26 protein-coding genes and 1 riboswitch are annotated in these 24999 nt (G+C 59.1%); of the genes, 10 read left to right on the top strand and 16 right to left on the bottom strand.

Annotation, left to right across the window (positions count from 1 at the left end; all coding sequences use genetic code 11):
• Nucleotides 1-39: 39 nt before the first annotated feature.
• The 11 genes from SMC1_RS01070 to SMC1_RS01020 all read right to left on the bottom strand — a co-directional run bounded on the left by SMC1_RS01070 (nt 40) and on the right by SMC1_RS01020 (nt 10686).
• On the bottom strand, nt 40-1206 hold the full coding sequence (locus tag SMC1_RS01070; protein ID WP_119084966.1) for a sensor histidine kinase: 1167 nt from the start codon (nt 1204-1206) through the stop codon (nt 40-42).
• 9 nt (nt 1207-1215) lie between these two features.
• Complete coding sequence (locus SMC1_RS01065; RefSeq protein ID WP_119084965.1) at nt 1216-1908, bottom strand: response regulator transcription factor; 693 nt, start codon at nt 1906-1908, stop codon at nt 1216-1218.
• 255 nt (nt 1909-2163) lie between these two features.
• Nucleotides 2164-2874, bottom strand: coding sequence for an SIMPL domain-containing protein (locus tag SMC1_RS01060; RefSeq protein ID WP_119084964.1), 711 nt, complete (start codon nt 2872-2874; stop codon nt 2164-2166).
• 44 nt (nt 2875-2918) lie between these two features.
• The gene (locus SMC1_RS01055; protein WP_119084963.1) at nt 2919-4538 is read right to left on the bottom strand and encodes a stalk domain-containing protein; all 1620 of its coding nucleotides are present in this window, start codon (nt 4536-4538) and stop codon (nt 2919-2921) included.
• A gap of 275 nt (nt 4539-4813) precedes the next feature.
• On the bottom strand, nt 4814-7072 hold the full coding sequence (locus SMC1_RS01050) for a xanthine dehydrogenase family protein molybdopterin-binding subunit (RefSeq protein WP_119084962.1): 2259 nt from the start codon (nt 7070-7072) through the stop codon (nt 4814-4816).
• Between the two features lie 19 nt (nt 7073-7091).
• Nucleotides 7092-7325 carry a MoaD/ThiS family protein gene (locus SMC1_RS01045; RefSeq protein WP_119084961.1) on the bottom strand — a complete coding sequence of 78 codons (234 nt, stop codon included), beginning with the start codon at nt 7323-7325 and terminating at the stop codon, nt 7092-7094.
• A complete protein-coding gene (locus SMC1_RS01040) occupies nt 7315-8196 on the bottom strand; it encodes an FAD binding domain-containing protein (RefSeq protein ID WP_119084960.1) in 882 nt (293 codons plus the stop codon). Before SMC1_RS01040 ends, SMC1_RS01045 begins: the two co-directional genes overlap by 11 nt.
• Complete coding sequence (locus SMC1_RS01035) at nt 8193-9032, bottom strand: XdhC family protein (protein ID WP_119084959.1); 840 nt, start codon at nt 9030-9032, stop codon at nt 8193-8195. The genes SMC1_RS01040 and SMC1_RS01035 overlap by 4 nt, the downstream gene beginning before the upstream one ends.
• Nucleotides 9032-9664, bottom strand: a complete 633-nt coding sequence (locus SMC1_RS01030; RefSeq protein ID WP_119084958.1) for an NTP transferase domain-containing protein — start codon at nt 9662-9664, stop codon at nt 9032-9034. Before SMC1_RS01030 ends, SMC1_RS01035 begins: the two co-directional genes overlap by 1 nt.
• A complete protein-coding gene (locus SMC1_RS01025; protein ID WP_119084957.1) occupies nt 9661-10134 on the bottom strand; it encodes a (2Fe-2S)-binding protein in 474 nt (157 codons plus the stop codon). Before SMC1_RS01025 ends, SMC1_RS01030 begins: the two co-directional genes overlap by 4 nt.
• Before the next feature lie 90 nt (nt 10135-10224).
• A complete protein-coding gene (locus SMC1_RS01020; protein ID WP_119084956.1) occupies nt 10225-10686 on the bottom strand; it encodes a RidA family protein in 462 nt (153 codons plus the stop codon).
• A gap of 516 nt (nt 10687-11202) precedes the next feature.
• Between SMC1_RS01020 and SMC1_RS01015 the strand changes: the two genes are divergently transcribed.
• Complete coding sequence (locus SMC1_RS01015) at nt 11203-11481, top strand: HU family DNA-binding protein (protein ID WP_119084955.1); 279 nt, start codon at nt 11203-11205, stop codon at nt 11479-11481.
• A 70-nt stretch (nt 11482-11551) separates the two neighbouring features.
• Here the strand turns inward: SMC1_RS01015 and SMC1_RS01010 are convergent, their stop codons facing one another.
• The gene (locus tag SMC1_RS01010; protein WP_119084954.1) at nt 11552-13051 is read right to left on the bottom strand and encodes a PIG-L deacetylase family protein; all 1500 of its coding nucleotides are present in this window, start codon (nt 13049-13051) and stop codon (nt 11552-11554) included.
• A 111-nt stretch (nt 13052-13162) separates the two neighbouring features.
• Here SMC1_RS01010 and SMC1_RS01005 point away from each other — a divergent pair, with 111 nt between their 5' ends.
• Genes SMC1_RS01005 through SMC1_RS00995 form a run of 3 tightly spaced genes read left to right on the top strand, consistent with a single transcriptional unit; the run spans nt 13163 to nt 16226 of the window.
• Complete coding sequence (locus tag SMC1_RS01005; protein ID WP_119084953.1) at nt 13163-14212, top strand: M20/M25/M40 family metallo-hydrolase; 1050 nt, start codon at nt 13163-13165, stop codon at nt 14210-14212.
• On the top strand, nt 14193-15233 hold the full coding sequence (locus SMC1_RS01000) for a M42 family metallopeptidase (RefSeq protein ID WP_119084952.1): 1041 nt from the start codon (nt 14193-14195) through the stop codon (nt 15231-15233). The genes SMC1_RS01005 and SMC1_RS01000 overlap by 20 nt, the downstream gene beginning before the upstream one ends.
• Entirely contained in the window at nt 15234-16226 is a 993-nt protein-coding gene (locus tag SMC1_RS00995) for a M42 family metallopeptidase (RefSeq protein WP_119084951.1), read from the top strand.
• A gap of 177 nt (nt 16227-16403) precedes the next feature.
• On the opposite strand, the gene SMC1_RS00990 is transcribed toward SMC1_RS00995, so the two are convergent.
• From SMC1_RS00990 to SMC1_RS00975, 4 genes are all read right to left on the bottom strand, one after another.
• On the bottom strand, nt 16404-17345 hold the full coding sequence (locus SMC1_RS00990) for an ABC transporter permease (protein ID WP_119084950.1): 942 nt from the start codon (nt 17343-17345) through the stop codon (nt 16404-16406).
• A complete protein-coding gene (locus tag SMC1_RS00985) occupies nt 17342-18406 on the bottom strand; it encodes an ABC transporter permease (protein WP_119084949.1) in 1065 nt (354 codons plus the stop codon). The genes SMC1_RS00990 and SMC1_RS00985 overlap by 4 nt, the downstream gene beginning before the upstream one ends.
• 18 nt (nt 18407-18424) lie before the next feature.
• The gene (locus SMC1_RS00980; RefSeq protein ID WP_119084948.1) at nt 18425-19951 is read right to left on the bottom strand and encodes an ABC transporter ATP-binding protein; all 1527 of its coding nucleotides are present in this window, start codon (nt 19949-19951) and stop codon (nt 18425-18427) included.
• A 61-nt stretch (nt 19952-20012) separates the two neighbouring features.
• A complete protein-coding gene (locus SMC1_RS00975; protein WP_119084947.1) occupies nt 20013-21140 on the bottom strand; it encodes a BMP family ABC transporter substrate-binding protein in 1128 nt (375 codons plus the stop codon).
• Nucleotides 21141-21390: 250 nt separating this feature from the next.
• Nucleotides 21391-21493: riboswitch (TPP riboswitch) on the top strand.
• 42 nt (nt 21494-21535) lie between these two features.
• Here SMC1_RS00975 and thiT point away from each other — a divergent pair.
• From thiT to yidC, 6 genes are all read left to right on the top strand, one after another.
• Entirely contained in the window at nt 21536-22090 is a 555-nt protein-coding gene (gene thiT / locus SMC1_RS00970; protein ID WP_126855129.1) for an energy-coupled thiamine transporter ThiT, read from the top strand.
• Nucleotides 22090-22974 carry a DMT family transporter gene (locus tag SMC1_RS00965; RefSeq protein ID WP_119084945.1) on the top strand — a complete coding sequence of 295 codons (885 nt, stop codon included), beginning with the start codon at nt 22090-22092 and terminating at the stop codon, nt 22972-22974. The genes thiT and SMC1_RS00965 overlap by 1 nt, the downstream gene beginning before the upstream one ends.
• 92 nt (nt 22975-23066) lie before the next feature.
• Nucleotides 23067-23204 carry a 50S ribosomal protein L34 gene (gene rpmH / locus SMC1_RS00960; RefSeq protein ID WP_119084944.1) on the top strand — a complete coding sequence of 46 codons (138 nt, stop codon included), beginning with the start codon at nt 23067-23069 and terminating at the stop codon, nt 23202-23204.
• Nucleotides 23205-23250: 46 nt separating this feature from the next.
• On the top strand, nt 23251-23577 hold the full coding sequence (rnpA, locus tag SMC1_RS00955; protein ID WP_119084943.1) for a ribonuclease P protein component: 327 nt from the start codon (nt 23251-23253) through the stop codon (nt 23575-23577).
• A complete protein-coding gene (gene yidD, locus SMC1_RS00950) occupies nt 23574-23852 on the top strand; it encodes a membrane protein insertion efficiency factor YidD (RefSeq protein ID WP_119084942.1) in 279 nt (92 codons plus the stop codon). Before rnpA ends, yidD begins: the two co-directional genes overlap by 4 nt.
• On the top strand, nt 23830-24990 hold the full coding sequence (gene yidC, locus SMC1_RS00945) for a YidC/Oxa1 family membrane protein insertase (RefSeq protein ID WP_119084941.1): 1161 nt from the start codon (nt 23830-23832) through the stop codon (nt 24988-24990). Before yidD ends, yidC begins: the two co-directional genes overlap by 23 nt.
• Nucleotides 24991-24999 lie beyond the last annotated feature (9 nt).

The raw sequence follows: 24999 nt of genomic DNA, 5'->3' as shown, positions 1-24999 counted from the left end.
CAGTGTAACTCTGAGGGCGACAGGTGCAAGACGAGCTCTTCAGGAAGTCAGAAGGGACTCGTCGCGTACGATGACAGACCGCGGATAGGAGACGGTTACGCGTGTGCCGACACCTACCGTGCTCCTGATGTCGAGACGACCACCTTCGATCTCTACGAGATCCCTGGCAATGGGAAGACCGAGGCCCAGGCCTCCGCTCCTCCTGTTGCGCGAACGGTCCCCCCTGAAGAAGCGTTCGAACACATGAGCCAAGTCTTCTTCGGGAATCCCGGACCCGGTGTCCTCGACGACGATGTTGACCCCGCGCGACTCATCGATTGCGCTGGAGAGGGTCACGCAGTGTCCCGACGGCGTGGCAGTAATGGCGTTGCTCAGCAGATTGGCCACTGCCCTGTCCAGAAGCTGACGGTCGAGATGAACCTTCACGTTCGCCTCGAACTGGTGCGGCAGCAGGACTCCACGGGCCGCAGCGATGGGGGCGAATCTTCGCCAGATATACCCCAGCACCTCATTGACGTCGAAGTCTGACTCCTCGGGCATGACGGCATTATTGTCGATCTGGGCAAGCTGCCGCAATTCGTTGATCATGATCTCGAGATTGGCCGTCTCCTGGGAAATCGCCTCTGCCGCCGAGTGCAGCTCCTGAGGGCTGGAGATCAGCCCGGCGTCGAGAGCTTCCATGTAGCCCTTGATGACTGTCAAGGGGGTGCGAAGCTCGTGAGAAAGGTTGGAGAAGAGTTCCTGCTCCACCTCGTCACGGCACTTCAGTTCGTGTGCCATGTGATTGAGCGAGTCGGACAGCTCGGCAAACTCACGCAGTCCCTGATTGTTCGAGGTCTGTGCGCCGTAGTCGCCATGGCCGATGCGGTCGGCAAAGCTGGCGAACCCGGAGATGGGCTGAGAGAAGCGTCGCGTGAACCAGCTTGCCACGCCGAGCGCGATCAACATGACGGCGCATCCGCCGATCCACACGGAGAGACGCATCATGTCATGGAACTTGAGATACGTAGTGGTCAGCAGATAGCTGTTTGGCTCGATGACCATCGACTCGATGCCAAAGGGCGACCCATATCCGCCGGCCAGGAAGGTCTTGAATGCCCGTATGAAGAAGGCGTCCGCTATGGTGATCGACAGCACCATGACCAGTACCAGAAGCGCCGCGTAGCTGAGGATCAGCCTGGTATGGAAGCTGGACGTCTTCTTCAACAGGTCACGTTACACCAGGATACGGTATCCGACTCCGTAGATGGATTCGATGTACGTCGGGTTTCCGGGGTCGTCCTGGATTTTCTTGCGGATATTCTTGATGTAGGCATCGATGGTACGGTCGAAGACTTCGTCATCGCTGCCGCCGTAGATCTCTTTGATGAGGCTGGAACGCGAGACAGGTTCGCCGTTGGCTTTGACCAGTAGCGTAAACACCTCGAATTCCTTGGGGGTGAGCATGATGTCCTTGCCCGCCTTGACAACGCGGTGCTTGCCCGGATAGACGACGATATCCTTGAAGACCAGTTTCTCCACCGGCGCCGTGTCAGCCAGACGCTCCCAGTCATACCGCCTGAGCGCCGCCTTGATGCGGGCCATGAGCTCACGCGGGCTGAAGGGCTTGGTCACATAGTCATCTGCGCCGATCTCCAGGCCTTCCAGCTTCTGGATCTCATCACTCTTGGCCGTCACTATGATAATCGGCACAGTCGACTTCTTGCGGATTTCGCGGCAGACCTCCTCGCCGCTCAGCTCGGGCAGCATGAGGTCCAGGATCACAAGATCAGGTTTCTGCTCGTCGAACAGGCGCAATGCCTCGCGCCCGGTCGCGGCCAGAACGGGTTCATAGCCTTCCTTCTGCAGATAGAGCTTCTCGAGCGTACGGATGTTCTCTTCGTCTTCGACTACAAGTATTTTCTTCATGGCTGTATTCTACCCTCGATGGATGATTGTGTCATCGCTCTGTGTGAACAGACAGTGAACCGCAAGTCAGCATGAATAGCGCGTGCGGTTCAATCACGCCAAGAAGTGGCATTCAACTGGATTCCCATTCCCAATTGTGAAGAACATGAAATTATACTACCATCCTGCCGCCCGTATGCAACACCTACAACATGGTTTCGCCCCGTCGGACATAACGACGGGGCGAAACGGACGAACAGTATGCCAGCAAAACCTTCAGTCGAGCTCGAAACTGATGGATACCGAGACCGACAGAACATTGGTGCCGGTTTCCACGGGGACGAAACCTGTACCGCCCCCCATTCCCTGCGGACCAGCATAGACCACAGAAGGCCCTGACCAGTCTGCCGCTATCGAAACGATGTCACCCAGGGAATGAGTTGTGCCTGCCAGCGTTCCGAGGGCTTTGGCCCGGGCGTTCGCCATGGCATCCTTCATGAGTCCTGCCTTCAGCTCCTCCCGATTGCTGATATCGAAGCTGATACTGTTGAAGATGTTCGCCCCGGCCTTTGAAGCCGCGTCGATGACGGCCGAAACGAGATCCGGCTTGACGCGGACGGTCACGGTATTGCTGACATGCCACCCGGTCGGTTTCGCCGACTTCCCACTTGAATAGTCGAAGTTCTGGTTGATGTAGAAACTGCTGGTCTGGATGTCTTCGCTCTTGGCGCCGGCCGCCTTCAGGGTAGCCAGGACGCCGTTCATCGTCGCCAGGTTGTCCTGTTGAGCCTTCTGCACTGTCGGAGCATCCGTCTGGACACCCAGGTCCAACTGGGCGATATCTGGTACAAACGACTTCTGGGCCGTGCCGGTGGCAGCGACAACCCTGGACGCACGCGGGAGGCGTGCAATACCCAGAGCAAGCGCTGCCGTGGAACAGACGACCGTAACGACCAGCAGACCGACGATCAGTCCCTCATGTTTCATGATGACACCTCCTCTGTGGACGGTCCTTCGCCCTCAGCCCTTACTCAGGGCTTCGGATACGTGATGTCGATGCCCTGGGTAGGCGCGTTCCAGACAACCTGGGCACCAAATGCCTCTCCAATGAAACGAATCGGGACCATGGTCGTCCCCTTCATACTGACAGGGATACCCTGCAATATGACCTTCTTGCCTGCAACGGATGCATAGTTGGTTCCGAGCTGAAGACGAATCGACAAACCCTTCAGTTCAATATCAATAATCTGGAACACAGGGTCCCAGGTAACCACGGCTCCGAACGCCTCTCCGATGAACCGGAGCGGGACCATGACGACACCCTTCACGTTGATGGGAGCCGCCTGCAGCGTCTTCTTGACATCGTTGACCATAGCGCTCTTGTTGCCTACCTGAAGCTGGATGAGCGTCTGGGCCTTGTAGGTCACTGGGATAGCAGTCTTGCGCTGATTACCGATAGCATCTGTCGCCGTCATGTCGATGAGGTTGTTGCCCTCCTTCAGCATGACGTTGAAGCTGAAGCTGCCATCGGCGTTCACACTGACCGCAGCGCCAGCAATTTTCACTATTGCGCCGGGCTCCGTCTTGCCGACAACCTCACACACATTCGTGAGCACTATGGAGTACATGACGGGCTTCGTTATCGTCAGGACTGGGGGCGTCGTGTCAAGGGTGACCTTGAGCTGTGCCTGGCCAACGTTTCCAGCGACGTCCATGGCGGTGAACACGATAGACTGCTGTCCGTCCTTCAGCGTCACCTGGGTCTGGAACTCTCCCTGCGCCGAAATGGGCACTGCTGCTCCGGCTACGGTCAGCATCGCACCTGCTTCCGTCCTTCCCTGCACGCCGATCGTCGCCTGTCCAGTGACTGTTCCGTCGGCGGGGAGGGTAATGGTGATGCTCGGGGTTGTCGCGTCCACTTTGGCAGTGAAGGTCTGTACGTCCTCCTGGTTGCCCTGACGGTCACGCGCGTGGTACGTGAGTGTCACGTTGCCGTCCGGGAGCTGGAATGGAGCTGCATACGTCTGCTGGGCGCCGCCGTTGATGGAATAGTAGACGACAGGCGTCGGGTCTGTCGAACTGGTCGCCATAAGAACAATGGTCGGACGTGTCTTGTAGAACAACGCTAGTCCGTCCGGGTTGGCGGGCGAGACAATGATAAGCGTCCGGGGCAGGTTCGCAATTGTGTAGGCGGCACTGGTGACGGGCGTTGTCTCGATGCTCGTAGATGCCTGCAACGTATATGATTGGGCTGTTGGAGGGTTCTTGATGTTGGCCGTTTTGTCGATCACGATCTGGATGGGCGAGTTGGCGGTCGCATTCATCGTCGGCGTAATGTCCAGACGATTTCCAGAGGGCGTCACCAAGTACGCCGGGTAGTTGTTGACTTTGACGAGGTCGTGGGCAATCGTAGCGGGAAGCACCGTGCCACTAGGGAACGTCACGGTGATCTTGTCATAATTGGCCTGCAGCGCCCCAACCGCCCCCGTCCAGAAACTGATCGTGTATGTGGCAGCAGCTCCTGCCTGGTATGTACTCAGGGTGACTGTCGGAGCAGTCAGAGCACTTGCCGCGGGAATTCGGCCAATCCCTGCGAACGAAGTCGCCAGCAATGAAACGATAATCAAGAGAAGTATAGAAGCTTTCCTCATCAAGCCCCTCCTAGTCGTTGCGTACAGTGTGATGGTTGCAGATCATCCTGCAATCCAAAAACAAGGAAAATCACCTTCATCTATACAACGCGAATCTCGTCGTTTGACCGGTGGTCTAACTTCACACTTTCTTCACATATACCATGAACCTCCTGGAGCGACAAATTCACTCATTAGACTGCTCTGTCGTGCCACGAGTTCCTGACAAGACCATGTGAGAAGCGCCCCCGCCAGGACAAGAAAACCGGAGAGGGCGCTCTGAACGTTGGATTCGGCTACTGGACGTCTGGATGCAACAGTCGATAGACGCGCTCGGGCGTCGCGGGCAAGTGACGAACCCAGACACCCGTGGCGTCGTGGATCGCCAGGGCAACAGCAGGAATGACGGGGACCATCACCACTTCGCCAATACCTCGCACCCCGAGGGCACTGGTTCCCTCGGGATTCTCCAGGATGATGTACTCGTGCTCGGGCACATCCTGAACCGTCGGGATGATGTAGGTGGAGAAGTTCTTCGTGCGCACCTGCCCCTTAGCGATCAGCGTGTCCTCGAACAGGGCGAACCCCTCGCCCTGCGCAACGCCGCCGTCGATCTGCCCCTCGACCTGCTGTGGGTTGACCGTGTGTCCTGTGTCCAGGGCTGTCGCGACCTTGAGCAGGTGGGTTTCGCCGGTCAAGGTGTTGACTTCTACTAAAGCCGCCTGGGCGGCGAAGCTGTAGATCCAGTGTGGCAACCCTGCAGCCCCGGGGATTTCGCGGTCGGCGGTCGGCCACACGAAGTAGCCCTCACCGCGCAACGGCGATTCCTGCGAAAACTCCTGAGCCAGTTCCTCGTACGTCCGGAAGCCCGCCGGCGTCGTCATGCCGCCGTCCTTCGCCTCACAGACCGCATCCGCTCCAGTATGGTACTTCGCATCCAGCGCGCCCGCCACCTTGACACCGAAGTCCCGGAAAGCTGCTGCAATGGCGTTCGAGGCCGTGTACGTCGAGCGGGAAGCGGTGGCGGGCCCCGCGTCGACCGAACCTTCGGTCTGGCCCGCGACAATGCGGACCCGCGACGGATGGACGTGCAGCAGACCTGCAGCCATCTGTGTGAAACCGGTATGCGTGCCCTGACCATATTCTACGAGACCAATACGCAGCGTGAAGTTGCCGTCCCGGTCGAGATCGATGTACGCACCGGCATAATCAGGAATCCCGAGCCCGAGCCCGGCTCCCTGTGGAGCCAGCGCCAGGGCTACCCCGCGCCGGAGCCATGGCTTGTCCGTCTTTTTGTACTCCTCGCGGTGCTGCCACAGATTGGATTTCTCAATGGCATCCAGAACCAGGTCCATGGAAACACCTGTGCGCAGGGTATGGCCGATAGGGGAAACCTCGCCCTGGTGCAGGACGTTCTTCCGCCGTATCGTGACCGGATCCAGCCCTAGCTTCTCCGCCGCCTCGTGCATGTTGGATTCCAGCGCAAACAGGACCTGCGGCACGCCGAAACCACGCATCGCGCCACAGACGCCGTTGTTGGTGAACACCGCCCAGCCCTCGTGGCGCGTGTTGGGGACACGGTACAGGGATGAAGCATGTTCGAGGGCCAGGTTGAGGATGGGCCCACCGAGCGACGAGTAAGCCCCCTTGTCTTCGTAGCAGGTAACATCGTTGGCAAGCATCGTACCGTCGCTCTTGAAACCGGTTCTCATGCGGATGATGAACGGATGGCGTTTCCAGCCGGAAACCAGCGACTCCTCGCGCGAGAGGAAGACCTTGACGGGTTTGCCCGTCTTCATGGCAAGCAGGGCGATGCCACCCTGGATGGTCAGCTCGTCCTTGCTTCCGAAACCGCCACCCACGGGGTTGCTGTAGACCCGGATCATCCGGGGATTCATCCCCAGGATACGGGCAAGCTGCAGCTGGTCCCGGAACGCATATTGAGAACCTGCATACATCGACAGCGAACCGTCGGCTTCCGGCACGGCCACACCAGATTCGGTCTCCAGCGGTGTATGGGCCTGACGTGGCGTCCGGTATTCGTGCTCGATGACCACGTCCGCTTCGCGGAGTCCCTGCTCCACGTCGCCCTTTGTGATGAGGGTGTGCAGGCAGACGTTGCCCTTGTCATGGACCTTGGGGGCATCGGGCTTCAGCGCCTCAATGGGGTCGTCGACGACCGGCAGGACTTCGTAGTCCACGTCGACCAGAGCCGCCGCCTGCTCGGCGATGCGTTCGGTCGTGGCAGCCACCAGCGCCACGGTATCTCCCATGTACCGTACCTTGTCGCCGCAGATGACCGGCATGTCGGGATTGACGATCCCGAAGCCGTTGAACCCGGTCACGTCTGCGGCCGTCAGCACCGTGACGACGCCGTCGAGCACCATTGCCTTGCTGACATCGACGCTTTTGATCAGGGCATGCGGGTACTTGCTGCGCACAAACCACGCATACAGCATCCCCGGGAATGAGAGATCGGACATGTACGCCGTGGTGCCGCACGCCTTGCCCTGTGCGTCGACCCTGGCGATCTGCTCGAAACGGATATCGTCCATCACATCGCTCCTTTCACGCTCAGCCACCACCGATAGGGGCTGCAAACACCAGCTCGTCGCCGTCCTGAAGGACGTACTCGTCATACACGCGCTTCCCCTTCAGAATGAGGATCAGGTACGCCAGTTCTGCGCCCTTGATACCAAGCTGTCTCACGATCTCCCCGGCTGTCGTTCCTGCAGGGAGTTCCAGCTCGTATTCGGGCGTGTCGTGGTACTGCTTGTAGTCCTGAAAGAGCTTGATCTTAACGTTCATGCCAGCAGGAGGCAAGCGCTTCGTAGGCGGCCTCCGCAAGAAGCCCGACGACGGCTTCCTTGCGATAGACGGCAGTTGCTCTCAGGTCATCGATGGGCGCTACTTCCTTCCAGGCCATCTGGGCAGCGCCGCGAATGGCGTCCCATGACAGGAGTGGGGGAAGTTGACAGAACATCTGCTCGGTCTTGTATGCCCGGATCACGGTCGGCGCGACCGAGCCGAAGGCGATGCGAGCCTCCACGATGCGCCGGTTGTCGCCGATCCTGAAGTAGAAGGCCACGTTGGCAGTGGAGATCGTCATCGCCTGCCGTGCACCCAGCTTGCCAAAGCCGGTCAGCTCATCTGGCCCTGTCGCAGGGAAATGGAGCTCCTTCACGAGTTCTTCTGCGGCAAGCACGGACCGTCCCGGGCCCGTAAAAAAGTCGATGATGGGAACGTCCCGGGTGCCCGTACGGCTGGCGATGGACACGACGGCATCGAGAACGATGAACGCCGGGATCGTGTCACCTGCGGGAGACGCGTTGGCCACGTTACCGCCGACCGTCCCCATGTTGCGAATCTGGGTACCGCCAACCCGTGAAGCCGCCAGGGCCAGCGCGCAGCCGTGCTGCCGCACGATGGGGGAAGCGCTGAGGTCCGCATGGGTGGCACAAGCACCGACATGGACGACGCCTGACTCCTCACGCACGAAGCGAAGCTCAGCCACGTGCGAGAGATCGACGATAACGTCTTCCCTGACGAGTCCTTCCTTGAGACGCACCATCACGTCCGTGCCGCCGGACAGGAAGCGCTTGCGTGACCCAAACTGTTCTGCCAGTTCCAGCGCTTCCTTCAGGTCGTGTGCTGCGTGATACTTGAGTTTCTTGATCATGGTTTGCTCTCCAGAAGTCCAATGATGTTCGCCCTGTTCTTCATCGAATCGGCCAGGGTGCGATCGTGACGCACGGCTACGAGTTCAGCGCAGATGGCAAGTGCTATCTCCTCGGCAGTCTGGCCGCCGTGGTCTATGCCGACGGGGGCATACACCCGTGCAAGGTCTTCCCTGCCTACTCCTGCGGCCTCAAGGCGGCGGAAGACCTCAAGCGTCTTCGACCGGGAACCGATCATACCGATGTAACGGTTGTCCAGCTTGCGCTCCAGAAGTGCCTGCAGCACTCGCTCGTCGCTCACGTGCTTGTCCGTGAGAATGACATGGTACCCTTGCGGGCCATAGGCGGTCGTCTGCACCAGTTGTACGAAATCTCCGGTCAGGAAGTGGTGTGCTTCGGGGAGACGACCAGGGGTGGCAAACTCCGGCCGATCGTCCAGCACCGTCACTTCGAAACCGACAAGAGACGCGAATGTCGCCAGAAAACGGCCGACGTGCCCGGCACCGTAGATATACAGAAGAGGACGACTGCCCACGTACTCGATGTACAGCGTGACCTGACCGCCGCACAGCATCCCGAGGCTGTCCTTGCCATTCTGGCTCAGATCGAAGGTGACGACGCGTGACTTTCCTTCGGCAATGGCATCGCGAGCGGCCCCCAGAACGGTCAGCTCCAGCTTGCCACCACCGACGGTCCCACGCTGGGTGCCGTCGGGCAGGACGACCATCTTGAAGCTGGTACGCCCAGGAGAAGAGCCTTGGGCGTCGATGACCGTGCAGATGGCGAACTCACGGCCCTCCTGTTCAAGCTTCGCGACATACTGATAGATGGAATCCATCAGACCTCCTTAGTGGACGTTCCCGCAGACCCGAGACACTCGAGGACACGGTCATACTCGTCGGGAGTATCCATGTCCAGCAGCATGCCACGGTCGTCGACGGGGACCAGCTTCGTGGTGGACGCATGTACCGTCATGAACTGCCGCAACGTGGAGCGCTCCGACATGGCAAGCAGTTCCGGGACACACCGCGTGCTGATTGCAACAGGATGGCCGCGCCGTCCACCGCACGACGGCACGGCTACGTCGGCCTGGCCCTCCGATATCGCATCTTTCACGGCAATTGCGGTTTCGGGCAGGGTGAGGGGGATGTCCCCGGGAAAGATGAGGACGACATCGGCGCCCGTGACCCGTCGCAGCCCCGCCTGAACCGAGATAAACATGCCTGGATCATAGGGTACGCCCTCGACCACATCGAGTCGTCCTTCGGCGCCAAGAGCTCTTGCTGCCTGTTCCACAGCAGTCCTCGTCCCCTGATCGTGCAGCCCGATGACCACGATCACGCTGTCACAGGCAGCGAGCGCAGTTGCAACAACGCAGCCGACAACCGTCCCAGGGCCAAGCGGCAATGTCAGCTTGTTTGAACCCATCCTGTCGGCATGTCCAGCTGCAAGAACAATTGCTGCAGTCATTCGCGGCTCTGACTTGCCTTCTGTACTGCGGCAACGATCTTTCTGTAGCCCGTGCAACGGCAGAGATTCCCCTCCAGGGCAGTCTCTATCTCTGCTTCCGATGGATGGGGGTTCAGAGCGAGCAGCGCCTCTGCGGACATGACCATTCCCGGTGTGCAGAAACCGCACTGGACAGCTCCCTCTTCGACGAACGCCTGCTCGAGTGCCGAGGGCTTGCCGCCCTCCGCCAGCCCTTCGATCGTCGTGATGGTCACTCCGTCTGCCTGCACCGCCAGCACAAGGCAGCTGGTGACCGAACGGCCGTTCATGATGACCGTACAAGCACCACACTCGCCCTTGTTGCAGCCGATCTTGGTCCCGAGAAGCCCCAGGTCCTCCCGCAGAACTTCGGCGAGCGTCCTGTTAGTCTGCGTCGTGACGTGATACTCCGTGCCGTTGACCTTCATGACAACACGTACCTCGCTGGTCATTCTGGCTACCCCCTGAACAGGCTCAATACTAGTACGACCGGGCGTCGCTTTGAACGAAGGCTCCCGACTGCTGGTGATCCCAGACGCATGTCAGGGCATGAACTCCGCAACGAACGCGACCTCGACGGGCGCATTCATGGGAAGGGATGCGACACCAACGGCGAAGCGCGCGTGACGACCGGCATCGCCAAAGAGCGCGACAAGCAGGTCGGAAGCCCCATTGATCACCTTGGGTACTTCCGCATAGTCCGGAGCCCCCTGCACGAATCCCTGCACCATCGCGATGCCCTTGACGCGGTCCAGCGTGCCGATGACGCCCTTCAGCGCAGCGAGACCGTTGATGGCGCAGATGCGGGCAAGATCATAGGCTTCCTGGGTAGTGACGCTTTCTCCAACGCGCCCGGTCTGTTTGACACGACCGCCCTCGCTCGGCAGCATTCCCGACACGAACGCAAGGTTGCCGGTGAGCTTGACCGGAATATAACTGCCAACGGACGCCGTCGCCTCTGGCAATATGATACCCAGCTCTGCAAGCTTCTCCTCTATCGCCATACATACCTCCCGATACGATGTGGACAAGTTCTCATGCATAGTATACACACAACATGGTGCTTGCCATGTCCCGCTTTGCAGTCGGACTGTCAGCATTCCAGGAAGAGCCGTCCAGCCGCCGTAGGTGGCTGGCGCCCCCATGAGTGGTGGCTATGTCCTTTTCGTCATTCCGTCATCACGCACAAACAACCTCGAGGGGTGCCCGGGCCGACCCGACACAACCAATTTCAGGGTGTCTGACCTGCCGTTCTTTCAAATTTCCTCGGTCAATCTTGACAAATCCGGTGGGAGATTCGGCTTATCCGGCATGAGGGGCAACTTTCCCGTCACATCCACCAACTGCTGTCCAGGACTGCATATCACCACGCGGTGATGCCCCATCGTGGGCGCGTTTCGCTGTCATCTCCCATGAGGAGCGGCTATAACGCTACCCGATTTTGCCAAAATGTGCTATACTACGTGCGTACCTTCCCAGTCGCGGGGAAAAGCGCGATAAAAGACAAGAAAGGAGATCGCATGAACAAGGGAGAACTTGTAGCCAGAATCGCCGACATGACGAAGATGACCAAGAAGGAGTCCGAGGTCATGGTCAATGCTTTCATGGATGCCGTCAAGGAAGCCATGAAGAAGAACGACAAGGTCGCACTCGTTGGATTCGGTACGTTCGGTGTCAAGGAGCGCAAGGCTCGCAAGGGCGTCAACCCCAAGACCCTCAAGGCCATCACTATTCCGAAAAAGAAGGCCCCCTTCTTCAAGCCCGGCAAGGCTCTGAAGGACGCCATCGCCAAGAAGTAGTATTCTCTGGCATAGAAAAACAGAAGCGGCGCTTGCGCGCCGCTTCATTGTTATCGAGCCGCCGCTACTCTCACGAAACAGCTGGTACGATGCCGATCCAGACAGTTCTACTGCGCGTCAGATCGACGCGCCCCGGTCCTTTCTCGATCCGGAGGAAAAACCCTTGGAGGTGTCCCCCCGAGCCCTTTGGTCCAAGGCCCCCGAGCACTTTCGTCCCATGCGAGGGGAGCTTCTGAGGAGTGCTTCCCCCTGTCAACGCATTATCGAACGTCAGACTGATCGTTGTCCCGTCATTGCTGACTCTAGCAGTAACAGGCTTCGCAGTCGGATGTTCCAGATCCGACACCTCTGCAGTTGTCGCGCCTCCGCGGTAGACCACGTGCAGTTTCGCCGCGGAGCCAAAGGCACCGCCCGCCGGGACTGGAAACAGGAACAGCTCCATCTCTTCGAGCCTGTTGAGTACACGGCCCAAGTCCAGCGAGAGTTGGAGACCGCCACCGCCCTCCGTAGCGGAGAACGTCTGAATGACGGGGCGATCCTCGTCCCCCACGCGGTTGACCGGGAAAAAGAACTGGGCCATTCGGACTGCATCTGTGCGATCATTCAGGTCGGCAGGAGCCAGAAACACCTCGGTCCGGCGGGCAAACGCGACCAGGGTCGCAAACGGAAGAAGCTCCGAGGCGTGCGCCTTGATCGCGAGCGTCTTGATACCGACCTCCTGTGGAGTGAGATGGACGACCTCCTGACGCAGACCCAGGATCCGTGCAGCTGGAGGAGCATAGGCATCGACAAACGGCGCGTATCGCAGGGGCCTCGGCCATCCCGTGACGTGAACGACATACTCCAGACGCTGCGGAGAGAGATGCAGGTCGGCAAAGGCGGCAGTGACGAACAGCCCGGTCGCTTGGTGGTCAGGGTGGTCGTCGATCAGGTTCGGATAGGCGACAATCGTCGGCTGGAACGACGTCATGACCTGCTCCAGGTCGGTGAGGAGGTTCATGGCCGTCTGTGGCTGGCCTGCGACTGCGGATTCCGCGTAGGGAACCGACGTCGCGTTTGTGAGGCCACTCCGGTACGGCTTCGATGTCCATACCGTCATGAAGATGTCCGACAGTCCTCCGTCAGGATACCCGAGGAAAATGAGGTCATTCGAACTCAGGCCGAGCACGTGTGCTGCAGCCATCGCCTCCTGCATCCTTCTGTGGCCGATGTTCCGAAACTGTGCGGGTGTGACTGCCGCCGTCCTCCAGAACAACGGCGGACCCACTATATTGTGATCGCCCGCCGTCATCCACAGCACCCGGACCTGTGCTCCTGCCTCGAGAGCGTGCTGGATGAGACCCGAGCATGCGATGGACTCGTCGTCTGGATGCGGAGACACAACGAGGACCCGATCCGCCTTCGTCATCGTCACGTCTGTCTGAACAACGGGCGCGACTGCCGACGGAAAACGTGCCATAATGAATGCCGAGGCGAACATGGCGACACTGAGAATAAGTGCAGCCACCACCGTCGCAACGTGCCGGTTGCGAGAGCTCTCGTGCGGTATCGTGTCAGTGTGTCTCCTCATTGCAATTCATTCTAGTGTGGCGAACGACGTGGTCAAGCTGTCCCGCGAAGCCGGCTTTGACGTTCTGTTCGTTTGTCGTACAATAGTCAGGTCACAGGAAAGGAGACGAACATGCACAAGCTTGTAGAACAGTTGACAAGTGCTTATGCAGTTTCAGGAGACGAACGCCGTCTCCATGACATCTTGCGCAGCGCACTTGACGGCATCGCCGACGAGATTCACGACACACCCCTTGGCAATCTCATCGCCATCCGCAAGGGCCGCTCGAGCGAACACTCCATCCTCTTCGCCGCACATCTCGATGAGGTTGGCGCCTGGGTAACAAGGATCAACGATAAGGGTTTTCTCGGCATCCATTGCCACTCGATCGACGAGCGCGTCTGGCCGGGACTGCAGGTCGTTGTCCATGGCACCGAGCCTCTGCCCGGCATTATCGGACTCAAGCCGGTCCACGTCATGTCGCACGACGAAATGGACAAGCCGGTTGCCCCAGATGAACTCTGGATCGATGTCGGACTCCCACGCGAGCAGGTCGTCAAGATGGTCCCCATCGGTTCCACCGTCACCTTCACGGCTGGCATCAGCAAACTCATGAACGAGCGCTTCGCGGGAAAGACCCAGGACGACCGCCTCTGTGGCGTGGCTCTGGTGGAGGCCCTCGAACTACTCAAGGACATGATGCTGCCATATGACGTCGTCATGGCCTTCACCGTCCAGGAGGAAATCACCGGGAACGGTGCCTGGACCAGCGGCTACTTCGCGCATCCAGACGTCGGTATCGCCGTCGACGTCACGCATGCCGACACCGACGGTGTTCCTGAGCACAAGACCATCCCGCTCGGCGGCGGCCCGGGCGTCGCTGTCGGCCCTGTCACCAATGACCACGTCCTCGAACTCATTCGCAGAAGAGCCAAAGCGGTCGAGATCCCTACCAGCGAAGAACCCTGCATGTCATATTCCGGCACTGATGCGGACGAGTTGCAGCTTGTCGGCTCCGGTATCGCCACCGGCGTCCTGAGCATTCCGCTACGCTATATGCACTCCCCCGTCGAGACCGCCGACCAGATTGATGTCGACAGGACAGCGAGACTCATTGCCGAGGTCGCGAAGGACTTCGACGCGGCGTTCATAGGAGAGTTGTATGGAACAGACACGCATTGAGCTGCTGAAGAAGCTCACCGAAGCACGGGGCATTTCGGGGCACGAAGACGAGGTTGCGGCCATCCTCAGAACAGAGCTTGAGGGTCACGTCGACCGGTTCGAGCGCGACCCCATCAAGAATCTCTTTGCGCTCAAGGGCATGGACAAGCCTGGGGCCAAGGTCATGCTGAACGCGCACATGGACGAGGTCGGGCTGTACGTGACCTGCATCACCAAGGAAGGGTACCTCCACATCGGCAAGGCCGGTGGCATCGACGACCGGCTGCTACTGGGCAAGAAGGTGCTGGTTGGCAAGGACCGCCTTCCCGGCGTAACAGCCATCAAGGCCGTGCATCTGTCCACCCACGAAGAAATCGAGACCACTGTCGTCAAAGCCGACGACATCGTCGTCGATATCGGCGCCAAATCGGACAAGGAGTTGGCGGGTAAGGTGGCCATCGGCGATCAGATCACGTTCGACACGGTGTTTGGAGCATTCGGCGATGGGTATCTGGTTGGCAAGGCGTTTGACGACCGGGTCGGCTGCGCCATCGTGGCTGAGCTGCTCAAGATGGATTGGCCCTTCCCCGTCATCGGGATGTTCTCGACACAGGAAGAAGTGGGAACCAAAGGGGCCACCGTTGGAGCGTGGCGATACACGCCTGACATCAGCATCACCGTCGAGGGCACCATCGCCGCCGACATTGGCGAGGTCAAGGACTACCAGGAGGTCACCAGTCTGGGCGCCGGCACCGTCCTCACCATCAAGGACGGCGGCATGATCACGGACCACCGGCTTCGCAACCAGCTGATCGAGGTCGCAAAGGCGAACGGACTTCCCTGGCAGTTCAAGCGCATGCCGGCAGGCGGCACGGATGCTCGCAGCATCCAGCTCACCAAGGCGGGTGTGCGGGCACTGGCAGTCGCCGTCCCTTCGCGCTACATCCACTCTCCCGTGTCGCTCATCAAGGTCTGCGACTACGAGAATACGGTATCGCTTCTTTCAAAGTTCCTGGCACAACTTGCCACCACGGAGGCATAGATGAACGAACTTATCCGCACATTGACACAGACCTGGGGACCAACCAGCTACGAAGAGGGCATTCGCGGCGTCATCACGCGCGAACTCGATTCTCTGCATGTGGACTGCAGGGTGGACGCGCTCGGGAACCTGATTTACTGCATCCGCGCTCCAGGAAAGCCGAAGCTGCTACTATCCGCCCACATGGACCAGATCGGTATCATCGTCACTCACGTCGACAAGGACGGATTCCTTCGCTTCGGCGCGGTCGGTGGGCTTGACCCGTACAAGGTCCTGGGACACCGCTTCGTGTTCGCGAACGGCACCGTCGGCGTTGCAGCCGTCGAAAGCAAGGAACACAAGACGCTTGAGCATCTGACACTGGACAAACTGTTCCTTGATATCGGCGCAGCATCCAAGGATGACGCCCTCCTGCATGTCGCCGTCGGCGATTTCGCAGTCTACGCAGGCGACTGTGTGCAGGTGGGTAACCGCGTGACCTCTGCGGCACTCGACGACCGTATTGGCTGCTATGTCCTCATCGAGGCCTTCAAGGCCGCAGCGGGGAAGGAGCTGAACTACGAGACATATGCCATGTTCAGCGTACAGGAAGAGATCGGCATCAAGGGCGCCAAGGTCGGCGCATGGGGCGTCCAGCCGGACCTCGCCATCGCTCTGGACGTCACTGCCTGGGGTGATACCCCGGAAAGCTATGTTCTGGACATCGGTCTGGGCAAGGGACCCGCCATCAAGGTCAAGGACGCCGGGATGGTCGCGACGCCTGCCGTCCGTGACCTCCTCATCGAGACGGCAAAGAAACACGGCATCCCGTTCCAGCTCGAGGTCCTCCAAGGTGGCACGACCGACGCAGCTGCCATCCAGACCAACGCCAGTGGCGTCCCTACCGGCGTCATCAGCATCCCCGACCGCTATGTTCATAGCGCCAGCGAAATGGTCGACCTCGGGGACGTCGAAGGCTGCATCAAGCTCCTGGTCGCCGTCCTTCTAAAGTAACAGCGGGGTGCCTTCGTGGCATGATCTCGGTCACGCTGACCGTGGAGGACAAGCCCCTGACCTTTCTGTTCTCACCGGCAATATCCTGACGGGCGTCCCTGGATGAACCGAACCGACAGCCACAATGGGGGCTGCCGGTTCGCATGGATCTTGACCTCTCAGGTTCAGAGACGCCCTCTACTTCTCCTCGCGTGCGTAGGGTATCCCTAGTTCCTTTGGCGTCCCGACGTGACGCACACGGACAATCAGGGTTGCCACGATGATGACCAAGAACGTCGCTATATAGGGCAGCATCGACAGCAGAGCACTGTTGATGTAGGTGCCCGCCGCCTGGAGTTGAAGCTGCAAGGCCTCGATACTTCCGAACAGGAACGCTCCTAAGAGAGAGTTAAAGGGATTCCACATGGCAAAGACTACAAGGGCAACGGCAATCCACCCCTTGCCGGAGGTGATGCCGTTGAGCCAGTACGGGTGGATGCAGCACGTAATGTACGCTCCTCCCGCACCCGCAAGCGCCCCTCCCAGGATGGTCCAGAAGTAGCGCGTGCCCACGACGTTGACGCCCATGGCGTCTGCAGCCTTCGCGTTTTCGCCGACCGCCCTCAGGTTCACACCGACCTTCGTCTTGAACAGCAGGAACCAGAATAGGGCTACCAGGATGTAGCCGGCATAAACGATCAGGTCCTGGCTGAAGAGAATTGGGCCGACGACCGGGATCTGTGACAGCCCGGGAATAGCCATAGGCTTGATGGCGGTCGTGAGACGCTGAGAGACCCAACTGTCACCATAGAAACTGGTGAGGCCCGTCCCGAAGATCGTGAGCGCAAGGCCCGTAACCGTCTGGTTGCCACGGAGAGTCACACAGATGAATGCGTGGATAGCGGCGGCTGCTGCTGCTGCTGCCATGCCGAGCAGCAGGCCGATATAAGGATTGCCAGTCTTCATGGCTCCTAGGAACCCGAAGAACGCGCCAATCAACATCAGTCCCTCGAGCCCAAGGTTCAGCACGCCGCTGCGCTCCGTCAGAACTTCGCCCAGCGTGGGGAGCAGAAGAATCGTCCCCGACTGGACGGCTCCTGCGAGAACCTTGATCAGGATGCTGCCAAAGGTAGGATTCATGCGGCCAACCTTCTCGTCAGGGTTACGCGGTAGTGCGTGACGATCTCTCCTGCCAACAGGCAGAAGAGGATCGAGCTCTCGATCACGCCGACGATGCCAAAGGGCACCCGCATGACGATCTGGATCTGGTAGCCGCCGGCTTCGAGAGCCGCCAGGAGCACCGAGATCCCGACGGCGACCAGCGGGTCGAGCCCTGCCAGCCAGGCGGCGATAATAGCGGTATACCCGTAGTCTGAGTTGATCTCGAGTTGCAGGACGCGCAGCACGGCTGAGGTGTGCGCGATGCCGGCCAGGCCGGCAAGCCCTCCTGAGATGACCGCAGCGATGATGACCGTCTTGAACACATTGATGCCGGCGTATCTGGCTGCGCGCTCGTTCTCTCCCAGGACTCTGGCCTCATACCCAAAGCGCGTCTTCCGGATGATGATCCAGACGATCACCGCTGCGGCCAGCCCGAAGAACAGCCCGATGTGGAGCCGGGAGGGAGACGGGAGGATGCGCGGAAGCTGAGCATTGAGGGCGAAGTTCTTGGAGAGTGGAAACCCGCGGGTGCCCCATGTACCATACATGAAGAACCACAGAATGTACGAGGCGATGTAGTTGAGCAGAAGTGTCGCAATGACCTCGTTGACATTCCAGTACACCTTGAGAAGTGCGGGGATGATAGCCCACAGCGCTCCTCCAAGGGTACCGAGCACCATCATCAGTGTCAGCAGCAGCGGCCGGGACATCGTCGCCGGGCCGAACAGCGCCAGGTAGGACCCACAGATGGCCCCGATGATGTACTGACCCTTTGCCCCGATGTTGAAGAACTTCATGCGGTATACCAGGCAAAGCCCGGCAGAGATGAGGATGAGGGGAACCGCGATGACCAGGGTCTCCGAGAAGGTGTAGGCCGACCCGAACGCTCCCTTGATGATGGCTCCATAGGCTCTCAGCGGGTTGACACGGGCAAACAGCATGACGACAGACCCCATAAAAAGGCCAAGCAGGACTGAGCAGATAGGTACCAGAACGCGAAGCTGTACCGGTGTTTTGTCGCGTTTCTCGAATCGCAGCATCTCAGACCCCTTTTCCGGTCAAGCCTTGGCACCCACGGCACCCGCCATCATCAGACCGATCTGTGCAATGTCCACGTGGTGCGTGTCGACGATACCGACGATGCGCCCCTCGTACATCACCGCCACCCGGTCTGCAACCATGAGAATCTCATCCAGATCCTCGCTAATGAGAAGCACAGCCACCCCGTTGTCGCGCTCCTCCAGCAGCGTCTTGCGCACGAACTCGGTAGCGCCCACATCGAGGCCACGGGTCGGGTGTTCTGCAATCAGGAGCCTCGGGTTCTCCGCGATCTCGCGGGCAAGCAGCAACTTCTGCATGTTCCCGCCGGAAAGGACCTTGATTGGCGCATTCCGCAGCGGCACGGCGATGTCGAACTTCTCGATGAGTCCGTCCGCATACGTGCAGGCGGCACCATAGTCGATGAATGTCCCCCTGCACATGGGCTTCTGCCTGTACTTCCGCAGCATGGCGTTGTCGACGGTGGAGAGATTGGGCACGAGGCCCACGCCAAGTCGATCGGCCGGTATGTAGTTCACGCCTGCGGATGCCAGCGTGCACGGCGTCGCGTTGGTCACATCGATGCCCTCGACCGTGACGTGTCCGCTGACGAGGTGGCGCAATCCCGTGATACATTCCGCCAGCTCGACCTGCCCATTGCCGGCGACACCGGCGACGCCCATGATCTCGCCTCCGTGGACGCTGATGCTCAGCTTGTTGAGCGCCATGATGCCACGGTCATTGTGGGCCTGAGCGTCTTCGACCTTGAGGACCTCCCGACCCTGTTCGATCTCCTTGCGCTCCAGGCGGAACAGGACGTCGCGCCCGATCATCATCTTTGCGAGCTCGCGCTCCGTGACGGAGGCCGTATCGACCGTACCCACGAGCAGTCCCTTCCTCAGCACCGTGACGCGGTCGGAAACCGACATGACCTCGTTGAGCTTGTGGCTGATGAAGATGATGGATTTGCCCTCCGACTTCATCTCCCGGAGGATGCCAAACAGCTCCTCGGACTCCTGCGGCGTCAGTACGGCGGTCGGCTCGTCCAGGATCAGGATGCGAGCGCCCTTGAACAGTGTCTTGATGATCTCGACACGCTGCTGTTCGCCCACGGACAGCTGCCAGATCTTGGCATAGGGGTCGACGCGGAAATTGTACTTCCTTGCTATGGCCTCAATTCGATCGGCCACGGACTTCTTGTCTATGTAGAAACCCTGAGACTCCAGCCCCAGGATGACATTCTCGATGACAGAGAGAGAATCGACCAGCATGAAATTCTGATGGATCATCCCGATACCGTGCTTCATGGAATCGAGCGGCGAGCGCAGGTCGACGCGTTTCCCCTCGATGACGATCTCGCCCTCGTCGGGATAGTAGATACCGTCGAGAACGTTCATGAGCGTTGATTTGCCAGCTCCATTCTCGCCAAGCAGCGTGTGGATCTCGCCCTTCCGCAATGCGAAGTTCACGTGATCATTGGCCACGATGCCCGGAAAACGCTTGGTGATGTTGCTCATGACGAGCATCAGTTGTTCCTGGCCTTCCATCTTTTCCTCCGCAGAAGAAGAAAGGCTCCCCGGCATTGCGCCGGGGAGCCGTGACTGTTCTCTATGAACCGCTTTTTGGGATCTGGCCGATGACGCCTTGCACGAACCACTGCAGGTTCAACTGGTCAGCATCGGACATGGTTGTGCCGGCAGGAACCACGGTCACACCCTTCTGGTTGATCATGGGTCCGTCGAATGGCGTGTACTTGCCGTCAAGGATAAGCTGTTTGCGGGTGTTCACGTAGTCGATGACGTCCTGCGGGACGGCCGAGCTGATGGGAGCAATGTCGACGATGCCGTCGACCATGCCTCCCCAGTAGTCCCCGCTGGTCCACGTTCCGTCTTCAACAGACTTCGCAACCTTGAGATAGTAGGGACCCCAGTGCCAGATGCGGGACGTCAGCACAGATTTGGCTTCCTCCGGCGTCTTCATCCCGGCAGCCATGTCCATGTCGTAGCCGATGCCATATTTGCCAGCCTTGAACGCCTCATCGAGAGGTGCAGGAGAATCGACTCCGGACACAATAACGTCACAACCCTTGTTAAGCAGGGACTTGGCCGAATCGCCTTCCTTGGCGGGATCGAACCACGAGTTGGTGTAAACGATGGTGACAGTAGCATTGGGATTGACTTCGCGCAGGCCGACGGTAAAGGAGTCAACTTCGCGGATGCACTCGGGGATGGAGAACGGCAGGACAAAGCCGATCTTGCTGGTCTTGGTCATCTTGCCGGCGATAAGGCCGGAAAGGTAGTCCGGCTGCTCCATGCGGCCAAAGTACGTTCCAAGGTTGTCGGAACGCTTGTACCCGGACGCGTGCATGAACTTGACGGTAGGATTGTCCTTGGCCGCGTTCACCATGGCGTCCATGAAGCCGAAGCTAGTGCCGAAGACGAGATTGTAACCTGCACTTGCATAATCACGGAAGGTCTTCTCAGACTGAGAACCTTCGGGTATGCTTTCCGAGTAGGTGGTCTCGACGTTCGGGTCATTCTGCTGCAGGTACAGGCGACCGTCTTCGTGCGCCTGCGAGTATCCACCATCGTTGTGCGGTCCAACATAGACAAAGGCTACTTTCAGCTTCTTGGCAGCAGGAGTCGGCGTCGGCGTTGCCGCTGTCTTACAGCCGGTCGAACCTACGACGAACGCGATAGCAAGCAGTGCAATCAGTGAGATTCTCAGGAACTTCATACTCTCTAGCCTCCCATTACAAGACTGACGTTCTGAAGCACGGTTTCCGCATGTTCCCCTGGTCCAGGCATGTCCCTTTTTCCTGCGACAAAACCCTCATGCCCGGCACAGTCCCGTTCCTTGGTTCATACGCCATTGTACCAACATCACCCTGCAAGTAAAGCCGAACCCCTGACCTGCCGTACGCTGCTCCCTCACCTGCAGAATCCCTTGCGCGACATGGTGCCGTTGACTCTGGATGATCAGGCGTTATGCTTTTATGGGGTGCCCGAAAGGGCTGAGAGAGTCATACGGCTCAACTCGTTGAACCTGACCTGGATAATGCCAGCGTAGGGAGACAGAGGAGTATCACGACGCCCCGCAATCTATCACGCATACAGATTGAGGAGGTATCTGTGGAACATTCAGCAGCATCAAGGATTATGACGACGCAGGAAATGGCCGAGATGGGAATTGCCGTGGCACTCGGCGTTGCGCTCTCGTATCTTTCAAAAGCAATCTGGTCCATGCCCATGGGGGGGACGCTCGAACTAGGTATTATTCCAGTTCTCTACATCGCGCTCAAGTGGGGATGGCGTGATGGGCTTATCGCCGGTCTTGCTCTTGGTTTTGTGACGATGGCCACTGATTGGTACTTTGTTCATCCCGTGCAGATTATCCTAGACTATCCACTCCCTGGAATTGTCCTCGGGTTAGCAGGTCTTCCTGTCTTTCGTCGTGGGCATAACTGGTGGATCGGCATCCTCACGGCAGGGGCTCTGCGATACATATGCCACGTCGTATCGGGCGTCGTATTCTTCGCTTCCTATGCAAAAGACTGGCATATGGCACCGCTTATTTACTCTCTTGCCTATAACGCAGCATACGTCGTGCCGAGTATTGCCATCGGCATTCTTGTCCTTGTCCCGCTCCGCCGAGTGAAAGCACTCTGGAGACCGGAAACGGGCTGATGCACGACCGGAAGGCAGCGCTGGTCAATCTCAGCCTGGTCGGGCTGTTCCTCGTCTGGGCGAATACCTTCACGTTCGTACGCATCGCGACACGCTCGCTGACGCCGGCCAACCTGGCAATTCTCCGGTTTGCCCTTGTGTGGCCTTTCCTGTTTCTCTTTCCGGGCCTGTACCGGCTGCGTAAGCTTGAACCGCGCGACTGGCCCCGTCTGCTTCTTGTCAGCTTCCTCATGGTAGCAGGCTACCATCTTGCCCTGAATGCCGCCGAAACGCGCGTGACCGCCAGTGTGGCAGCGCTGACAGCCGGCTTCACCCCCATTTTCACCGGTGTCCTGTCGTCCCTTATCCTTCGTGAGCGATTGCCGGGACGACGGGTCGTCGGCCTCGTCGTCTCTCTTGCCGGTCTCGTCGTGCTGGTCCTGGGAATCAATGGGCATGTCGAGCTGACGAGCCTGTTTGGCGTTTTCCTCGCCTGTCTCGCGCCTTGTTGCTGGTCGCTTTCCACGGTGCTGGGCAAACCACTGGTGACGAAATATCGCGGTCTCGATGTCACCGTCTGGGGCCTCTTCCTCGGGACGCTGTTCCTGCTGCCCTGGCTTCGCCCCCCTTCTCTGGTATCACAAGTCGTGAGCATGCCGTTCATAGCCTGGGCCAGCGTTGCCTACCTAGCGTACCTGGCGATCCTGCTGGGATACCCCGTGTGGTTCAAGGCACTGGAGACGAAGAAGGCGTCCGAGACCGGCATGTTTGTCTACCTCAACCCGCTTATCGGCACCGCGTCAGGCGTCCTGTTTCTTCATGAATTGCTCACGCCGCTGATGATGCTCGGAGCAGCCGGTATTCTTGCCGGACTTGTCATTGCGAACCCGCTTGCAGACAGATGAAGCTCTGTGCCGCTCATGATGCGCGGTCGCTTTGACAACCACGGTCTTTCCTCTATGATATAGAGGAGTTTTATCAGTGGAGGTATCGATATATGAGAACTACTTACTCACCTAAGAACCGCAAGCGCAATCGCACCCTTGGTTTCCTGAACCGCATGAGGAGCCATGGTGGACGCAACGTTCTCGCCCGCAGGAGACTCAAGGGGCGCAAGAAGCTCATCGTCGCATAGGCGTCCGTCCGCTCCGCGGATGGTTGACCTGTTGGTGCAGTAGCAGTTGGCAAGACTGTGGAAACGAATTCCAGGCAGCGTATACAAAAAGGTCTTCGACAACTCGAAGGCCTATCATGGTGCGTTGATGGTGGTTTTTGTATCTCCCGCCCTTACGCATGTGGTGGGTTTCACGGCTTCCCGCAAAGTAGGAGAATCTGTTGAGCGCAACCGTGCCAGACGTCTCATGAAGGAAGCGTTCCGCTCGGTCTCGCCCAGCCTCATGCCCGACTTTGCCTATGTCCTGGTGGCTCGCAAGCCCATCGTCGCCTCTTCTGTCGACGATGTCCGGCGTGAGCTGGCACGACTTACGGCCCAGTACCGCCAGCGATGAAAACGGTCGTTACGCTCCTGCTGCGTTTCTATCGTCGATTCCTCTCTCCGCTCAAGGGCGCGACCTGCATCTACTATCCAACGTGTTCGGAATACACGCTCGAGGCTGTCGAGCGATACGGTGTCCTGACCGGGCTATGGCTCGGCCTCAAGCGTATTCTTCGGTGTCATCCGTATCATCGGGGAGGGTTCGACCCTGTACCCGACCTGCACCGCGACTGCGCGCATTCAACTCACACCCTGGAGGTTTCCATTGATTCAGAAAAGCTCCCGTAAGAGCACGTACAGACTGCTGCTCGTCGTCACCCTGCTCCTTGGCGTCCTGACGCTTTCCGGCTGCATCGGCGCCGCCGCGCCTGTCACGAGCTCCGACCCCGTGGGCATCGGCCTCTCGGCCGTGGCGCGCCCGCTTGAGAACGTCCCGATCATCATCACCATCAAGAATAATATGACCAAGTTCGTGAGCGACGTGAAGGTCCAGATTGTCGCCATCGACGGCAATCCGGGCATTGCTCCCTTCGACCTCTGGCAGACCCCCGACGCCTCGGTCTCGCTCAGCGCTCCCCTGATGCCCGGCAAGACCGCGCAGGTGAAGCTGCTCCTGCAGCAGAAAACTCCGGCCACCATCAAGTCCTACGCCGTCAATGTCAGTGTCTCCTACAAGGATGGCGATGGCGTCGCAGTGACCAAGACCATCACGAATGCCGGCATCGTCAGGGTCGGCAACATCAACTTCCTCTCCAACGGTATCCGCTGGATCATCGAACACCTGAACAACCTTGTCCACAACTATGCGCTCGCCATCATCCTGCTTACCCTTGGGCTGAAGCTCATTACCGAGCCGCTCACGCGCATGCAATTCAAGTCGACGGTCGACATGCAGAAGCTGCAGCCCCAGCTCACCAAGCTCAAGGCAAAGTATCCGAGCAAGGATGACGCCTCCAAGCTGAATCAGGAGACAATGAAGTTGTACAAGGACAACAACGTCAACCTGTTCAGCGGGTGCCTTCCGCTCCTGGTGCAGTGGCCCATCTTCCTCGCCCTGTTCACCGCCATCAACAACTACTCACCCTTCAACAGTGCACCGTTCCTTTGGGCGCCTGCCCTTTCCATGGCTTCGAGCGGGCTTCCACTGGCCACCAGGTTCATCATGCCCATCATCGTTGCGGCTTCGACCTATGTGCAGTCCATCACTTCCTTCATCCCGGGACAGGATCGGTCTCAGACAGCAATGCTGACGTACTTCATGCCACTGCTGCTCGGCTACTGGGCGTACGGTTTTAGTATCGCCCTCGCGCTGTACTGGGCCCTCTTCTCCCTGTTCTCGGCAGGACAGCAGTACCTGGTCATCAGGCGTCTCACCAAAGATATGCCCGTCCCGGAACCAGTCCTCAAGAAGTCAGCAAAGAAGTAGGAGGCAATA

The organism is Candidatus Cryosericum septentrionale, from assembly GCF_003570995.1.
Classification (GTDB): Bacteria; Caldisericota; Caldisericia; order Cryosericales; family Cryosericaceae; genus Cryosericum; species Cryosericum septentrionale.
This window is presented reverse-complemented; position numbering and strand designations above follow the sequence as displayed.

Bases quoted from the DNA above. Each gene is read 5' to 3' on its own strand.
- SMC1_RS01030 (WP_119084958.1), bottom strand. From the start codon at position 9,664: ATGACTGCAGCAATTGTTCTTGCAGCTGGACATGCCGACAGGATGGGT.
- SMC1_RS00965 (WP_119084945.1), top strand. From the start codon at position 22,090: ATGCACGACCGGAAGGCAGCGCTGGTCAATCTCAGCCTGGTCGGGCTG.
- SMC1_RS01020 (WP_119084956.1), bottom strand. From the start codon at position 10,686: ATGGCGATAGAGGAGAAGCTTGCAGAGCTGGGTATCATATTGCCAGAG.
- SMC1_RS00990 (WP_119084950.1), bottom strand. From the start codon at position 17,345: ATGAATCCTACCTTTGGCAGCATCCTGATCAAGGTTCTCGCAGGAGCC.
- SMC1_RS01045 (WP_119084961.1), bottom strand. From the start codon at position 7,325: ATGAACGTTAAGATCAAGCTCTTTCAGGACTACAAGCAGTACCACGAC.
- SMC1_RS01010 (WP_119084954.1), bottom strand. From the start codon at position 13,051: ATGAGGAGACACACTGACACGATACCGCACGAGAGCTCTCGCAACCGG.
- SMC1_RS01055 (WP_119084963.1), bottom strand. From the start codon at position 4,538: ATGAGGAAAGCTTCTATACTTCTCTTGATTATCGTTTCATTGCTGGCG.
- SMC1_RS01035 (WP_119084959.1), bottom strand. From the start codon at position 9,032: ATGGATTCCATCTATCAGTATGTCGCGAAGCTTGAACAGGAGGGCCGT.
- yidD (WP_119084942.1), top strand. From the start codon at position 23,574: ATGAAAACGGTCGTTACGCTCCTGCTGCGTTTCTATCGTCGATTCCTC.
- SMC1_RS00995 (WP_119084951.1), top strand. From the start codon at position 15,234: ATGAACGAACTTATCCGCACATTGACACAGACCTGGGGACCAACCAGC.
- SMC1_RS01060 (WP_119084964.1), bottom strand. From the start codon at position 2,874: ATGAAACATGAGGGACTGATCGTCGGTCTGCTGGTCGTTACGGTCGTC.
- SMC1_RS01065 (WP_119084965.1), bottom strand. From the start codon at position 1,908: ATGAAGAAAATACTTGTAGTCGAAGACGAAGAGAACATCCGTACGCTC.
- rpmH (WP_119084944.1), top strand. From the start codon at position 23,067: ATGAGAACTACTTACTCACCTAAGAACCGCAAGCGCAATCGCACCCTT.
- SMC1_RS01025 (WP_119084957.1), bottom strand. From the start codon at position 10,134: ATGACCAGCGAGGTACGTGTTGTCATGAAGGTCAACGGCACGGAGTAT.
- SMC1_RS00975 (WP_119084947.1), bottom strand. From the start codon at position 21,140: ATGAAGTTCCTGAGAATCTCACTGATTGCACTGCTTGCTATCGCGTTC.
- SMC1_RS01050 (WP_119084962.1), bottom strand. From the start codon at position 7,072: ATGGACGATATCCGTTTCGAGCAGATCGCCAGGGTCGACGCACAGGGC.
- SMC1_RS01015 (WP_119084955.1), top strand. From the start codon at position 11,203: ATGAACAAGGGAGAACTTGTAGCCAGAATCGCCGACATGACGAAGATG.
- SMC1_RS01005 (WP_119084953.1), top strand. From the start codon at position 13,163: ATGCACAAGCTTGTAGAACAGTTGACAAGTGCTTATGCAGTTTCAGGA.
- SMC1_RS00985 (WP_119084949.1), bottom strand. From the start codon at position 18,406: ATGCTGCGATTCGAGAAACGCGACAAAACACCGGTACAGCTTCGCGTT.
- SMC1_RS01000 (WP_119084952.1), top strand. From the start codon at position 14,193: ATGGAACAGACACGCATTGAGCTGCTGAAGAAGCTCACCGAAGCACGG.
- SMC1_RS01040 (WP_119084960.1), bottom strand. From the start codon at position 8,196: ATGATCAAGAAACTCAAGTATCACGCAGCACACGACCTGAAGGAAGCG.
- SMC1_RS00980 (WP_119084948.1), bottom strand. From the start codon at position 19,951: ATGGAAGGCCAGGAACAACTGATGCTCGTCATGAGCAACATCACCAAG.